The sequence below is a fragment of the Aminobacter sp. MDW-2 genome, assembly GCF_014250155.1.
Taxonomy (GTDB): Bacteria; Pseudomonadota; Alphaproteobacteria; order Rhizobiales; family Rhizobiaceae; genus Aminobacter; species Aminobacter ciceronei.
Genome location: NZ_CP060197.1, coordinates 3,832,601 through 3,846,543, shown reverse-complemented (window position 1 = coordinate 3,846,543; position 13,943 = coordinate 3,832,601). Strand labels below are relative to the sequence as shown.

Sequence of the window (13,943 nt, the reverse complement as noted above, 5' to 3'; positions counted from 1 at the left end):
CGAAACCTGGTGACAAACGCGGTTGGGCGTTCGTATTTGGAGCTCGACCGGCCGCTCCAGCAATCACTCGCAGACGTATCTGACGCGACCCGTAGAGCCGCTTACGGCGCGGCAGGATATCGGCTTGGAATTGCCGGTGCTCGCCGCACCGCTTGGCGCGCGCGTCACCGGGCGAGGGCCAGGCTGCTCGGTGGCAAAGCGGATATCGGGCCCGGTTGGAAAGGCGGCAGCCTGCTGGCGCTCGGCCGCGGCACGCTTGGCTTCGTCGTCCTGCCAGAAGCGCCGGGAGTCCATTTGTTTCGGAATGACGACGGTGCCATCGGACGAGCGACTGCACCCGCCAAGCAGCGTGGCGGAGAAACCCAGGGTCAGCGCAAGCGTCAATGTCGAACCGAAACTCATGCGAATGCTATATCGCGGCCGAAGGCGTCGATAAAGTCCCAGAGTGCAAGCAGTTGGGATAAATGAGAAAATTCGTCCAGGACAGATCGACGCTGCCAGGCAAGGCCGCTCGGTCCGAACCTGAGCGGTTGTATGCTCAAAGCGTGTTTGCAACCGAACTCAGAGTTGTCGCGATTGCCTGTTTGTATCTCTCGAATTCCGGCGACGTCTGCCTGACCACCTGTGGTGGCGGCGACGTCGGGGTTGAACTGGGAAGCGAGGTTGCTGCAGGAGCACGTCCGGTCATCTTTTTCTCCGCCCAGGCAACGACATAGGTGGCGTTCTTGCCGGTGAGGAAGGGATTGGCCTTGATCACGACGGCGCCCAGGACGTCGGCGATCATGGCATCGCCGGAGGCGGTCAGGATCTGGTGGGCGCCTTCCATGCCGAGGAAGTGGCAGAGATAGAGCCGCCCGGCGGTGATCTGGTGGCCGCGCTGCTTGAGATAGGCTTCGCCCTCGCGAGCCAGGTTGCGCACCATTTCGCGCGAGATGGTCGGATCGAAGCGCAATTCGAGCAGTTCGGCCGTCGACAGCGAACGCGCGAGATCGGGCCTGTAGGTGTTCATCATCCGGATCCAGGTGCTGCTGATGAACTGCCCCAGGCCTGTCGCCGACGACAGCGGGTTCTTGGCACGCGCGCTGCCGCCGCTTTCGACATGGATGATGCGGTTGGTCAGGATCTCGATGGCCTGATCGTCCGAGGAGGTGGTGGCGACAGTGGTCGTGGTTGTGGTCGTTGCCACGGCAACGGAGACAGTGCCGAGCGGATCGATGGCCTGGCCGTCCTGGTAGAGCTCGAAATGCAGATGCGGGCCGGTCGACAAGCCGGTGGTGCCAATATAGCCGATGATGTCGCCGGCCTTGACCGCGGTTCCGACGCTGATGCCATCGGCGAAACGCTGCATGTGGGCATAGCGGGTCTCACGGTTGTTGGCATGCGAGATACGGATGAGGTTGCCGTAACCCTTGCCATCACCCTCGAACACGACCTGGCCGTCAAAAGCGGCGGCGATCGGGGTGCCGATGGGGGCCGCCCAGTCGACGCCCTTGTGGATTCGGACAGTCTTCAGGATCGGATGCTTACGCGGTCCGAAGGTCGAGGTCATGACGCCGTTGACCGGCGTGAACATACCGTTCGTCGTCGCCAGCGATCGAACCTGGTCGTCGCCGCCGACACAGGAGAACTGGCCGTCAGTCTGCTGGAAGACGAAACATTCGAGCTTCTTGTCGGTGCCGTGGACGCCGACATAGAGCACGCGGCCGGCGACGCCATCCTTGCCGCGCGCCGTCTCCGAATAGAGCAGGACCAGGCGCTGGTCCTCGGTGGCAAAGGCGTTCAGGTCCTGGCCGCGCGACAGGTACATGATGGCCTCGCCCAGCACGCCGGTGGGCACGTTGTTGCGAGCAGCGGTCGAATAGATCGCGTCGAGCAGCCGGTACTGGCGCTTCTGGGCGCCGGCTTGCGGTGCGCCTGAATAGTTGAACAGGTCGTCGCGCACCCACGGGTCGACGCCTTCGACGAACTGGCCGGCCGAATTGCGGGCAAGCGTGCCGATGAACCTGTTCATGGCGTAGACCGAAACCTGCATCAACGCCATTGCCGGGGCGCCGCGGCGCGGCCGAAAGCCGCGCAGGGCGACGACATAGCCGGGCTCGAGGGTCTCCAGCTTGAAGACCGCCTTGAGTGCGTCGCTGACCAGCTTGGCTTCGTCGGTGGAAAAATGCGCCTCGAGCGCAACGCTTTCGAGCGAGCGGCTAGTGAGGATTTTGATGAAAACGTCTTCGGTCGCCTCGAACCGCTCGGGCTCCGGGGTCACGGTCGCGACGCTGGTGTTGTTTTCGACGGCGGTTTTTTCGAAGGCGGGCAGAGCGGCTTCGCCTTGGTCGATGGTTTCGCCCCAGCCCGCGCCAACATCGGACGTGTCGTCGCCCTCGGCTTCGTCGAGGTCGGTTGCGATCGGCGGCGTCGGCTGGATGTTGGTTTGTTGCCCTGGCTGAGGCTCGGCGACAGCGCGCTGCGCCTGAAAGAAGGCAAAGTCGTCCTGCGTCGACGGGATGGCGGTCATGAAGCGTTCGCTGGAGCTCAGCATCGTGTCGGAGAGGTATTCGATGCTTGGCGAGATGCCGTCTTCGATAAGATCGGCCGGGCGGGAAAGCTGGCGTCGCTTGGTCTCTGTGCCTGCTTCATGCGCGAGGTTGATCCACATCGGGTCGCCGGCGAGGTCGACGATGGCCGGGACGTAGACAGCGGCATCGGCCGGCACGATGTCGCTTTCCTCGGTCGGCTGCAGGTCGCCCTCATATTCGCCCGATGGCCAGTAGTCCGCGCCGAAATAGACGGCGGCAGCGACGATACCGGTGAGGGCAAGCATGCCGGCAATGATCATGGCCTTGAGCTGCCGTTCGCGCGAGCGCCTGGCCATACGCTGCTGCTTTTGCTGCTTGAAGCTCGCGTCAATGCCATGCGTCATGGCGAAGACCCGGTCAGGAAGAAGGTCCAGCGCGACTGTTCCAGCGTGTCGACTTCGTAGAAGCGGGCGGCGATGTGGCCACGCTGCCAGCATTCGTCGATGCCACGCACGGTGAAACGCTTGCTCTCGACGCACATGTCGGTCGAACCGCTGAGGATGGCATTGCCGAAGACGTCGGTCGCGTAGATGTAGATGTAGCGGTTGGTCAGCTCTTCGCGGATGACGTTGACGCACTGATTGGCGCCGATTGTCCACCAGCCATCGGTCTGGAATGCGGCTTCGACTTCCTGGCCGACGGCGAGATTGACGACGTCGAGCGTCTGGTTACAGACGGTAAACTCCGCGCGAGCCAGACTGGGGGCGCAAAGCAATGACAGCAATGTCAGCAGGGCAAAGGTGGCTCCTCGTGCACCGGTTCGGTGTCCGATCCCGCCCGCATCGTCTTGCCGGCCGCTATCGGCCTCCCGCCAAAGCTTGAGAAGCTGCACCGTCGGTCTCGCCCCGAATCCGCACCAGTACAATGGTGACGTTGTCCGTTCCGCCGCGCTCGAGGACCTTTGCCAGCAGATCTTCGCAAGCCGCCTGCGGTGTCGTCGAAACCACCGCGGCCTCGATCTCCTCGTCGGAAACATGGGCGGTCAGGCCGTCGGTACCGAGTATGAAGACGTCGCCGGGCAAGAGATCGCCCTGGCGGAAGTCGACGTCGATGTCGTCGCTGACGCCTATGGCGCGGGTGATGACATTGCGGCGCGGCCAGGTCTGCGCCTCCTCGGCGGTGATCGCACCGCGATCAAGCAACTCCTGAACCTCAGTGTGATCGTGCGAGACCTGGGAGATCGAACCGTCACGCACTAGGTAGACGCGGCTGTCGCCGAGCCACAGGCAGGCGAACTTGCCGTCCATGGCAAGCAGTGCTGCAACCGTCGAACCCATCGTCGCGCCACGCGAATCCGATATCTCTCGGATGTCGGAATGAGCCAGCCTCAGCCTGTCGACGAAGCGTGCGCGCAGATCCGGCGCCGATTCAGGAATGCCGATCGTCGACAAGTGTTCGACGATGCTGGCGGAGGCGACCTCGCCGGCATCGTGGCCGCCCATGCCGTCGGCGACGACCCACAGGCCGCTGCGGGGCTCGATCAGGTAGCTGTCTTCATTGACCTGACGGACGCAGCCCTTGTGGCTGACGCCATAGCTTTCGAAGGGGAGGACGACATCGTTCAATGGCCTCAAGCGCTCTCGGGCGCCCCTCTGCGTTGCGTATTGACGCGCGCACCTTTCAGTCTGCCACAGGCCCGTGCGTTAGAGTACAGAAATTAACACGTGCCGGACTGACTGTGCCTGCACACCGTTTCAAAGCCCCTTCGGACAGGTAAAACCGGAGAATGCGGCCAGCGAAAAGGGATTGCCCGGCGGGTTGATCTGGACGGTGTAGGCGACATCGCGGCCGCCGATGACGTAGCGCAGTTGCAGCTTGTCGCCATTGACTGTCGAGGTGCCTGCGTCGAGCAGGCGCTTCAAGGCCCACGGCCCTTCGAACCTGATGGCGGATTCGCGCCCGGGAAGCTCCGGCGTAAGGCTGAGATTGGCCGACCCGGCGGAGGCACTGCCGGGCCATGTGACGATGCCCGGGCTGCTGCCGTTCTGATAGCTCTGGACGACCTGTCCGTTGACGTCGAGCAAGGCCATGTCGGCGTCGCCATGCAGCGAAAACGGCGTGAAAGTGATGTTGACCGCAGGCGTGGACCCGCCAAGCGGAAAGAACGCGTCGCGGATTTCGGCGGCCAGCTGGAACTGCTTCAGCGTCGACCTGGAGAGCCCACGGCCCAGGCGCGACTCCTGCTTCCATTGCCATTCGGTCCCCGACATGTCTGCGAAAGAGGCCAAGTTTTGTGCGAAAAACCTGTCGATGATGCCGCTGGGCGCGAAAAGCCGGGCGAAATCGCCGATCGGCACATCCTGGCTGGCGCCGGTGCCGAAGGGATAGCGGTTGGCGATAACTTCCTCGCAGGGGCCGCTGACGGTCTCCTGCAGCGACTGGTTGAGTTGCGCTACGGAGGTCTCGGCCACGTCGCCCTCGAAATCGTCGGCGGCAGCGTGGACCATGCGCGACAGTGTCTTGGGCAGGCGCGAGGCGTTGGCGCGGAGATTGGATATCTGCAGCTGAAGATTGGCATTGACGCGACCTACCTGCGACGGGGCGGCGGCCGAGATCGTCAGGCTCTGATAGACGGCATGGAAATTCTGGATCAGGGCATCGATCGGGCGCTGGCCGGGACGGCCATCGACAAGAAGCTGGAACGGCCGGAATTGCGCCTCGATGTTGGCGCCGGGCACGATGGTCGGCGCATTGGCGAATGCCGCACCGGCGCGACTGGCGGATTTGCGGCCCGGCAACTCGATGCCGATGCGGGCGAGGCCATCGGCACGCGCATCGGCGTCGGCAGACGGGCCTGAGCCACGTGTCAGCGCCGTCTCGCGGGCAATCGCCTCGAACAACTGCGCCAGTGGCGAGCTGGGCGAGCCGGCGGCTGACAGCGCGAGATATTCCGGCTTGTCCGCCGCCATCGGCCGGAATTTGAGCTTGTCGAGAACACCGTTCCATACGGCTGAAAAGTCGCTGCTGTAGCGGTCGAGCAACTCTGGGCCGAGCCGCAACAGTTCCTGCTCGACGCCGCCTTGCTCGCCGCCGGCGCCGACGACCCATTGCTCGTCTATGAGTTTCTGGGCGATTCCGGAAAGCTGTGTCAGGTAAAAATCGTTGAAGCCGGCATAGGTATAGAGGCCGCGAACACGCAGCGCAGACAGGTCGCTGCCATCGACGGTCTCAAACACCAGCTTCGCTTCCTGGCCGCCCTTCGTGGTGACGGCGAAGTCGTCGAGCGTGGCCGCGGTCAGCGCCGAGGCGATCAAGGCGGAAGCCTGATCGGCGACCGTCATGCGGCCCAGCGCGCGCTGTGCCGACTCGACCGCGGGGCGATTGAGCTCGAATGCCGGATCGAACTCATCGTCGAGCGTAAGCATCGCCCTCAGGTGCTTTTCTAGGATGAGACGGCCTTCGCGATTTTGCGGACCGGGATAGCGGTTCTGCTCCCAGTCCTTCTTCATCCACGAGACGATCTGTTCGTCATCGACCTTCGGCGCTTCGCCTGCGAGCATCAGGTAAATCCTGAGAGCTTCGTAGAGAGCCGCAGGATCGCTCATCTTCGCTTGGATGGTGCGTTCAAGGTGCAGCAACAGGCGAGGGCGAAGCATCCGCTCCAGCGCCAGCCGGTAGGTCGTCTCCGATGCCGACAACAACCGCGCGCGCTGGCTGAGCCCGAGCGTTTCGCGCGCCGGCGTCGGCTGGTCGCGATGCTCGTAGCCGGTCGGCAGGCCGCTGATGCTCTCCAGCGCATCGATGACATTCTCAAGGTCAACGTCGGATACGGTTTCCGCCTGGAGCAGTGCGGCGGCGGACGACGTGTAGCTTTCCGCAGCCTGGCTGGTGGCCGCGATCAGGGCCTTGTTTGCGGCATAACTGACCGCCAGAACGCCTAGGGCGGCAGCGGCGATCAAGCTGATGGCGCCGGTTCCGGCGAAGCGGGCAAATCTGGCGCGCCGGTCGGCGGCATCGTCATAGGAGACCCAGCCGGCCTCAGCAAAGATGACATTGGCCAAAAGGTCGTGCAGGAAGAAGCTCTTGCCGGTCCCGGACAGCTGTGCTTGGGATCCGTTGCCGAAACCACGGCCGATGGCGCCGAGTACGCGGTCGATCGGCGTGCCTTCCTGCGTGCCGGAGGAGAAGTAGAAGCCGCGCAGGATAGCGCTTGCCGGCTTCTTCGTCGGTTCGAAGACACGGCCGAGAAAGGTCGCACAGCGTTCCTTAAGCGAAGCAAACTGCGCGGCGAAGCTGAAGATAGCGATGCGCGCGACCGGATCCGGCTCGCCCTGCATACGGTCGGGCACGTCCTCGGACAGGCGGCGGACGAGCGCATCGAATTCAGCCGGAACCTCGCTGACCATGTTCGCCTTTCGGTCGGCGCCCTGGAATGTCGTACCCCACACCATGCGCCGGTCGGTTTCGTCCAGACTGCCGAAACTCTCCATGAAGCCGGCGATCAGGTCGGCCTTGGTGAACAGCACATAGACGGGAAAGCCGATGTTCAGCGTCTCGTGGATTTCCTGCAGGCGATTGCGGATGACGACGGCGTGGGCGTCGAGCTCCTGGTCGCTTGAAGACATCACATCGGCTAGGCTGATGGCGACAATTACGCCATTGATCGGCTGCCTGGCGCGGTGTTTCCTGAGCAGCGACAGGAAGGCGAGCCATCCTTTGCGGTCGCTTTCGGTGTCGGAATCCTGGTTGGTGTAGCGGCCGGCGGTGTCGATCAGCACCGCTTCATCGGTGAACCACCAGTCGCAGTTCCGGGTTCCGCCGACGCCGGGCACCGGCTGGGCCGTGCCGGACACGGTGATCGGAAACGTGAGGCCCGAATTCACCAACGCCGTGGTCTTGCCGGCGCCGGGCGGGCCGATGATCAGGTACCAGGGCACCTCGTAGAGGAAATTGCGCCTGCCGCTGGCGCGCTTGAGCGCCGCGAGGGCCTTGGTCATGCCCGTTTCGAGCAATTGGCCGTCGCCGTCATAGGCACTCTCGCTGGCGATGGCGGCAGCGAGCGCCTTTTGAGCACGGCGCGCAAACCAGAAGCGGAACAGGGCGATGCCTGCGGCCAATGCAAGGATGAGGGCGATGATGGCGACGCGCGCGCCAGTAGATTCGAGCGGCCGGCTGCCGACCACGACGATCAGCGGGCCGGCAAACCACACGGCTGCGGCAAGGCCGGCCAGTGCCATGACGCTCAAAGTTCTGAGCAGCCACGTCATCACGACCACCACAGCATGCGGCGGGGCGCGCTCATGGTGCGTCCTCGCGCCGGATCATGACGTCGACACGGCGGTTCAAGGCGCGGCCGTCGGCGGTTGCGTTGTCGGCGATCGGCACGTCCTCGCCCTTGCCTTCGACAGCTATTCGCGAGGCATCGCCGATCCCCTGAACAAGTGCCTTTGCCACAGCCTCCGCCCGGGCAACGGATAGATCGTAGTTCGACTTGTAGGCACTGGACTGGCGCGGCTTCACATTGTCGGTGTGGCCGACGATTCTGATCGGTCCCGGTTCGCCTGCGAGTGCAGCCGCAATGCGCGCCGCCACGGGCGTGAATTCAGGCTTGGTCTCGGCCTTGCCCGGCTCGAACAGCAGCTCGTTGTTGAGCTCGATGATGATGAACTCGCCCTTGGAGGCGACGGTCAATGCGCCGGCGCCGATGTCCTGGGTGAGGGCCGCGCGGATGCGGTAAATCTGCGCCATGGTCGGGGCTGTTGCTGCCGGTTTGGCATCCTCGACCGGCGAAGCCGGCTCATCCGGCGCTGCCTGCTCGATCGGCGGGGCGAAGTCGCTGCGTTCGATGGCGACCGGCTTCGATGGTGTGAGTGCAAGCAATGTCGCGGCGAGCGCGTCGCCCTCTCTGGTGACGTCGCCGCGCATCCAGAAGAAGGCGGTGGTGACGAAGGCGAGGGCGAGGGCGGCCATCGCCCAGAGCGGTAGCCTGTAGGGGCGTCGGCCCACGGTGGCCGCGAGGCCCTGCCAGTGCGGAGAAATACCGTCGTCGGTGAGCGGCCGGAAGTAGCGCAGCGCGGCGTACAGGTCCTGGCGCACGAGCTCAAGGCTCTGATTGCCGCCGGCGACGCCACGATATTGTCCGGCGAAGCCGAGCGACATGCAGGCATGCATCAGTTCGAGCAGGTCGCCACGCTCCGCCGGATCGGCCAGCACCGAGTTCAGTGCCTCGAAGAAGCCGTTTCCTGACGCATCGATCCCGTAGAAGCGCGACAGCATGCCGTGCTGCGCCCAGTTGTCGGAGCCGATGCCCGGTAGGTTGGCGATGATGTCGTCGGCTGTCTCGCAAAGGGCATATTTCGCGACATGCGCGTCGTCTTGGTTCACGCCGGCTTCGGCGGCTTTCCATTCGAATTCTTCGATGCATTCGGCGACGTGCTGGGCCAATACGGACACGTCGGCTTCGACCGTCACCGTCCTGAGATGGCCAAACAAGATGAGAAGCGGCGTTGCCGCTGATATCAGCGGGTTGGCCCCGGAAACCTGGACACGTTCGGCCGCATCGAACAGGGCCTCCAGCGACGTGCCTGCTGCCGTTGCTGCGTGCTTACGCTGCTTGTGGCTGTTGCGGGGCGCGTCGCCAGGGGCGTCGCCGAAGGGACTGGCCTGATAGATCACCGTGCCCGAACTTGGCGCCTGCTGTTCAGGGCCGCCGGTGTAGATGATGGTCGGATCGGACGCCGGCCGTGGTGGCGAGGGCTGGTCCGGACGCGGCGCGCGGCGCGGCGATCCGCGAATGACGGTTCTGCCGTCGGAGCCGGAAGGATCGTCCTTCGAACTCATCGCCGATTATCCGCTTTCGCGCGACGGCTGCCATGCCCTGACAATGCCGCGGATGCCTCCGGTCACGTGCCAACAACGCATCGTAATGCATGGAAATGCCGATGGGAACCGGGGCTGAACCGCCCGCCGAAACGGCGGGGCCGACCGAGGGATCAAATGCGTCCAGCAACGTTACTTCTTGTTCGCCGACCTCGCGTAGGCCTCGCTGAAATAGGCGAGAAAGACGTCGAGCATGCCATTTTCATGCGCGGCCTCCTTGGCTTCCCATGTCGCTACGAACATGTCCCAGGCCCGGCCCTTCTTGGAGACGAAGGCAGAGGCGGGGAGCTTTCGCTCGATGGCATCGGGTGACAATTCCGAAAGCAGCCGCGACAAGGCCGCCTGCATTGCCGCATAGGTCGCGAGCTCATGCGTCTTGAGATCGCGGAATGCCTCCTCGACGCTGTGCCGGGCGTCGAGATAGCCCGAGCGGCGCTGGGCAAACATGATCTCGAGGATTTCTTCCGAGCGCGGAATGAACTTCAGCGGGTTGTTGTCGACACCGCCGATCATGGTGCGCTGGCTGCTCTTGGCGAGTGCCTTGGCGGCAGCGCGCGCCTTGAGCAGCAAGGCAAGCTCGTCGACGACCGCGCGCAGCACTGCGCCCACTTCAGCGGCTACATCTTTCGGGTCGCGCTGCAGGAACACGTCAGGAGAAACGCCGGCGCCCGCAGCGATGAGCCGGAGCAGTTCGGTCGCCTCCGGTCTTTGCGGCGGGGGAGGCGCCGGTTGCACGGGCAAGGGCTGCGGCGCGCGAGCATGCTGGACTGGCTGACGCGCAACGACACCCGCCGCCAACTGGCCGTTGTTCACGCCGCCGAAGAAGGGATCCGCCAGTTGCGGCGGCGGCTGGCCGATATCAGCGGCATGGCGGGCCGGGATCGGATTGCCCCAGTCGTTGCCCGATATGCGGTCGTCCTCAAGCGCAACCGAGACGATGTAGCTGCCAATCGAAAGCTGGTCGCCATGGCCGAGCGGATGCGGGTCGGTGACGCGTTGGCTCGAGCCGTTGATAAATGTGCCGTTGCGCGAGACGTCATAGAGCCAGAACGTGCCCCTGTCGTAACGCACCTCGCAATGCAGGCCGGAGATGAACAGGTTGGGGTCGGGCAGGTTCCAGTCGCGATTTTCGCGCCCGATGGTGAAGCTGCGACCATTCGAACTGTAGAACAGCGGTCCGCCTGTGGGCAGCCTGTCGACATTCTCGATGGTCAAAGTGATGAGCATCCGAATTCGCCCGCCAAATCTCTGTTTCCGGCAGCCTCGTCCAAATTCCTTATTTTATTCTAGCAGTTTGCTGCGACCGCAGCACAGGGGCATTTGGGCGCGCACGGTTCGGCGCTTGTGCCGCGCCGGCTTTGGCCGGTTGAAAAACTTGTGCTAAGCTCAACTCAGATGTCCGGCCGTCCCCGCGGAGAGGCACGACGCCATGGCTAACGATCGCGCGACTGTGGCCCGGACACCGCTCGGCGACACGTTGACATTCACCCATCTGGCCGGTCGCGACGAGATCAGCCGCTGTTTCGCCTACACCGTCGGCTTTGTCAGCAGCGACCCTGATATCGACCCGTTGAAGATGCTGGGCGGCGGCGTTTCGGTCGAAGGAGAGTCCGACCCGAAACGCTGGTTCAGCGGCTTGGTGTCGGATTTCCGCCTGACCCGCATGGAGGACCGGCAAGTTTATTATGAAGCGGTCCTCCGGCCGTGGCTGTGGTTTCTCGGCACGGCCACGGACTGCCGCATCTTCCAGAATATGAGCGTCGTCGAAATCGTCGAAAAGATCTTCTCGAAATATGGCTCGGCGAAGTTCGAGAAACGGCTGCAAGGCTCCTATCCGCCGCGCGACTATTGCGTCCAGTATGACGAAAGCGACCTGGATTTCGTCCAGCGCCTGCTCGAGCACGAAGGCATCATGTATTTCTTCGAGCATGGCGACGGCGAGCACACGCTGATCCTTGCCGACGCGATGAACAAGCTCAAGCCGGCACCGGGCTACGAGAAGGTGCCGTATCATTTCGAAGGGCAGGGCGCGCGCCGCGACGTCGAGTACATCACCGAGTGGATCCCCGGCAGCTCGGTCAGGCCCGGCGCCTACACCCATACCGACTACGATTTCAAGAAGCCGGATGCCAGCCTGATGGCCAAGTCCGACCAGGCATTTGGCCACAAGCTGGCATCGGGGGAAAACTATCGCCAGCCCGGCGCCCATCTGGATGTCGGCCGTGGCGACAAGATCGCCGGCATCCGCCGCGAGGAGCTGCAGGCGGTACACCAGCGCATCGCCGCTGCCGGCACCGTGCGCGGGCTGTTTTCCGGCTGCACCTTCAAGCTGGACGGCTTTCCGCGCGATGACCAGAACCAGGAATATCTCGTCGTCAGCGTCGAATACCGCATATTCGACCCCAGCTATCGCAGCGGCATCGACACTGAGGGCGAGAGTTTCACCGTGGTCCTCGGCGTCGCGCCGACTAGTCTGCCATACCGCCCGCCGCGGATCACGCCGCGTCCGATCATGCGCGGGCCGCAGACGGCGCGTGTCGTCGGCCCATCCGGCGAAGAGATATTCACCGACGAGTATGCCCGGGTGAAGGTGCAGTTCCATTGGGACCGCATGGGAAAGAAGGATCAGGACAGTTCGTGTTTCGTGCGCGTGTCGCAGACCTGGGCCGGCAGCGGCTGGGGCTTCATCCAGATCCCGCGCATCGGCCAGGAGGTCATCGTCGATTTCATCGAAGGCGATCCGGACCAGCCGATCATCACCGGCCGCGTCTACAACGCCGCCCAGATGCCGCCCTACGGCTTGCCCGGCAACGCCACGCAGTCGGGCTGGAAGTCGAACTCGTCGAAAGGAGGCGGCGGCTATAACGAACTGATGTTCGAAGACAAGGCAGGCTCCGAACTGGTCAATTTCCAGGCCCAGAAGGACCATAACCTGCTGATCAAGAATGACCGCACCAAGCTGGTGCAGCACGACCAGTCCGACCGCATCGACCACGACGCCAAGCATTCCGTCGGCCACGACCTCGACGAGGACGTCGGCAACAACAAGACCGTGAAGGTCGGCGTCGACCAGAAGACCGACATCGGATCCAACGATACGGAAACGGTGGGCAAGAACCGCTCGTTGACCGTCGGCTCCAACGAGACCATCAGCATCGGCTCCAACTCGACCGAGACGATCGGCGCCAACCACGCCCAGACAGTCGCCATCGCCCAGGCGATCACGGTCGGCGCCGCGCGGGTGGACACGGTGGGTGCGACCGAGACGCGTACGGTCGGATCGGCGCAGACCAACACGATCGGGTCGACGCGCGCGGTCACAGTGGGTGCCGCCCAGACCCACCAGATCGGTGCTGATGACAGCTGGAACGTCGCATCGAACCAGGAGGTGACGATTGGCGCCGACCAGACGTTCAACATTGCCGGCAACCAGAAATCGAAGATCGGCAAGGGAAGGCGAACCGAAATCGCCACCGACGACGGGACCAAGGTAGGCGGCGCCTACGAGTTGCGGATCGCCAAGGCGAGTATGGTTCAGATCGGTGAAGACGGGAAGATGAATGTCGGCAAGACATTCCTGATCGAAGCCGGCGACGCCATTGCGCTGAAATGCGGCTCAGCCAGCATCTCCATGAAGAAGGATGGTACGATCACCATCGAGGGCAAGGACATCAGCATCAAGGGATCGGGCAAGATCAACATCAAGGCTTCCAGCGACATCGTCATGAAGGGCTCGGAGATCAAGCAGAACTGAGGGCGCAGGGGATGACCAGAACCATCAAACGGATCGAGGGTGTAGTCATCGGGGTCTTTCTCGGCTTCGACGGTGCTGCACCGCTCGTCGTGTTTCCCGGCAATCCCAGGGACACTGCGCTTGCCGCGCGCAGCCTGGCCGAACTCAGCGCCGACATGGTCGGAGCAGAGGTGGCGCTGCTGTTCGAGGGCGGCGACCCCGGCCGGCCGCTGATCGTCGGGCGCATCGTCGAGCCCGTGCGCAAGGCACAGACGCCGCAGGTCGTTCGAGACGGCGAGCAGGTCAAGATCGTGGCCGGGGAACGTCTCGAACTGCGCTGCGGCAAGGCCACAATCATCATGGAGAAGGATGGGCATATCACCATTCGCGGCACATACGTCACCAGCCATGCCAGCGCGGCCAACCGCATCCGTGGCGGCTCTGTAAACCTAAACTGATGCCGAAGATCGTCCTGCGCGAGATCGTGCGGCAGCATGCGGAAATGGCGGCATTTCTGTGGACCGTTTACGACCATCACCTGCTCCATCCGGATGAGAACCCCGACATGGACGAGGAGCGTCTTGCGCGGCTGGTCGAGCGGCTGGATGCTCATCTCGACGGCCTTCGCGTTGCAGGAGATGCCGGACGCGAGATAGCCCAGGAAGTCTACGCCGAATATCCTGAGGTCGGTGAGCTCTTCGTGCTTAGGATGCTCATGGAGGGCGCGCCGCAGCGCATAGCTGAGCTAGACCTGGAAAAGGTCCGGGCCTATCTCAGCGTCAACGGTGGCTGATCCTCGTGGGCAAGCGCGCCCGGTCTAC

The 13,943-nt window shown here is 63.6% G+C and carries 10 protein-coding genes; 3 read left to right on the top strand and 7 right to left on the bottom strand.

Features of this window, described 5'->3' with window-relative positions; all coding sequences use genetic code 11:
- Positions 1–63: 63 nt before the first annotated feature.
- From H5P29_RS19015 to tagH, 7 genes are all read right to left on the bottom strand, one after another.
- On the bottom strand, positions 64–402 hold the full coding sequence (locus H5P29_RS19015; RefSeq protein ID WP_154386522.1) for a hypothetical protein: 339 nt from the start codon (positions 400–402) through the stop codon (positions 64–66).
- A 136-nt stretch (positions 403–538) separates the two neighbouring features.
- Entirely contained in the window at positions 539–2,914 is a 2,376-nt protein-coding gene (locus tag H5P29_RS19010; RefSeq protein ID WP_154386521.1) for a M23 family metallopeptidase, read from the bottom strand.
- Positions 2,911–3,303 (bottom strand): DUF1036 domain-containing protein, encoded by a 393-nt coding sequence (locus tag H5P29_RS19005; protein WP_154386540.1) that lies wholly within the window; start codon positions 3,301–3,303, stop codon positions 2,911–2,913. Before H5P29_RS19005 ends, H5P29_RS19010 begins: the two co-directional genes overlap by 4 nt.
- A gap of 64 nt (positions 3,304–3,367) precedes the next feature.
- Positions 3,368–4,135 carry a PP2C family serine/threonine-protein phosphatase gene (locus H5P29_RS19000; protein WP_154386520.1) on the bottom strand — a complete coding sequence of 256 codons (768 nt, stop codon included), beginning with the start codon at positions 4,133–4,135 and terminating at the stop codon, positions 3,368–3,370.
- A 129-nt stretch (positions 4,136–4,264) separates the two neighbouring features.
- Positions 4,265–7,777 (bottom strand): type VI secretion system membrane subunit TssM, encoded by a 3,513-nt coding sequence (gene tssM, locus H5P29_RS18995; RefSeq protein ID WP_154386519.1) that lies wholly within the window; start codon positions 7,775–7,777, stop codon positions 4,265–4,267.
- A 31-nt stretch (positions 7,778–7,808) separates the two neighbouring features.
- Entirely contained in the window at positions 7,809–9,350 is a 1,542-nt protein-coding gene (gene tssL / locus H5P29_RS18990) for a type VI secretion system protein TssL, long form (protein ID WP_154386518.1), read from the bottom strand.
- A 171-nt stretch (positions 9,351–9,521) separates the two neighbouring features.
- Positions 9,522–10,616 carry a type VI secretion system-associated FHA domain protein TagH gene (tagH, locus tag H5P29_RS18985; protein ID WP_154386517.1) on the bottom strand — a complete coding sequence of 365 codons (1,095 nt, stop codon included), beginning with the start codon at positions 10,614–10,616 and terminating at the stop codon, positions 9,522–9,524.
- A gap of 202 nt (positions 10,617–10,818) precedes the next feature.
- Between tagH and tssI the strand changes: the two genes are divergently transcribed.
- From tssI to H5P29_RS18970, 3 genes are read left to right on the top strand one after another with little or no spacing between them, the layout of a single operon-like run.
- A complete protein-coding gene (gene tssI / locus H5P29_RS18980; protein ID WP_154386516.1) occupies positions 10,819–13,143 on the top strand; it encodes a type VI secretion system tip protein TssI/VgrG in 2,325 nt (774 codons plus the stop codon).
- Positions 13,144–13,154: 11 nt separating this feature from the next.
- On the top strand, positions 13,155–13,580 hold the full coding sequence (locus tag H5P29_RS18975) for a DUF6484 domain-containing protein (RefSeq protein WP_067962059.1): 426 nt from the start codon (positions 13,155–13,157) through the stop codon (positions 13,578–13,580).
- Entirely contained in the window at positions 13,580–13,915 is a 336-nt protein-coding gene (locus H5P29_RS18970) for a hypothetical protein (RefSeq protein WP_154386515.1), read from the top strand. The genes H5P29_RS18975 and H5P29_RS18970 overlap by 1 nt, the downstream gene beginning before the upstream one ends.
- The last annotated feature ends 28 nt before the right edge of the window (positions 13,916–13,943 follow it).

Bases quoted from the DNA above. Each gene is read 5' to 3' on its own strand.
- H5P29_RS18975 (WP_067962059.1), top strand. From the start codon at position 13,155: ATGACCAGAACCATCAAACGGATCGAGGGTGTAGTCATCGGGGTCTTT.
- tssL (WP_154386518.1), bottom strand. From the start codon at position 9,350: ATGAGTTCGAAGGACGATCCTTCCGGCTCCGACGGCAGAACCGTCATT.
- H5P29_RS19015 (WP_154386522.1), bottom strand. From the start codon at position 402: ATGAGTTTCGGTTCGACATTGACGCTTGCGCTGACCCTGGGTTTCTCC.
- H5P29_RS19010 (WP_154386521.1), bottom strand. From the start codon at position 2,914: ATGACGCATGGCATTGACGCGAGCTTCAAGCAGCAAAAGCAGCAGCGT.
- tssM (WP_154386519.1), bottom strand. From the start codon at position 7,777: ATGACGTGGCTGCTCAGAACTTTGAGCGTCATGGCACTGGCCGGCCTT.
- tagH (WP_154386517.1), bottom strand. From the start codon at position 10,616: ATGCTCATCACTTTGACCATCGAGAATGTCGACAGGCTGCCCACAGGC.
- tssI (WP_154386516.1), top strand. From the start codon at position 10,819: ATGGCTAACGATCGCGCGACTGTGGCCCGGACACCGCTCGGCGACACG.
- H5P29_RS18970 (WP_154386515.1), top strand. From the start codon at position 13,580: ATGCCGAAGATCGTCCTGCGCGAGATCGTGCGGCAGCATGCGGAAATG.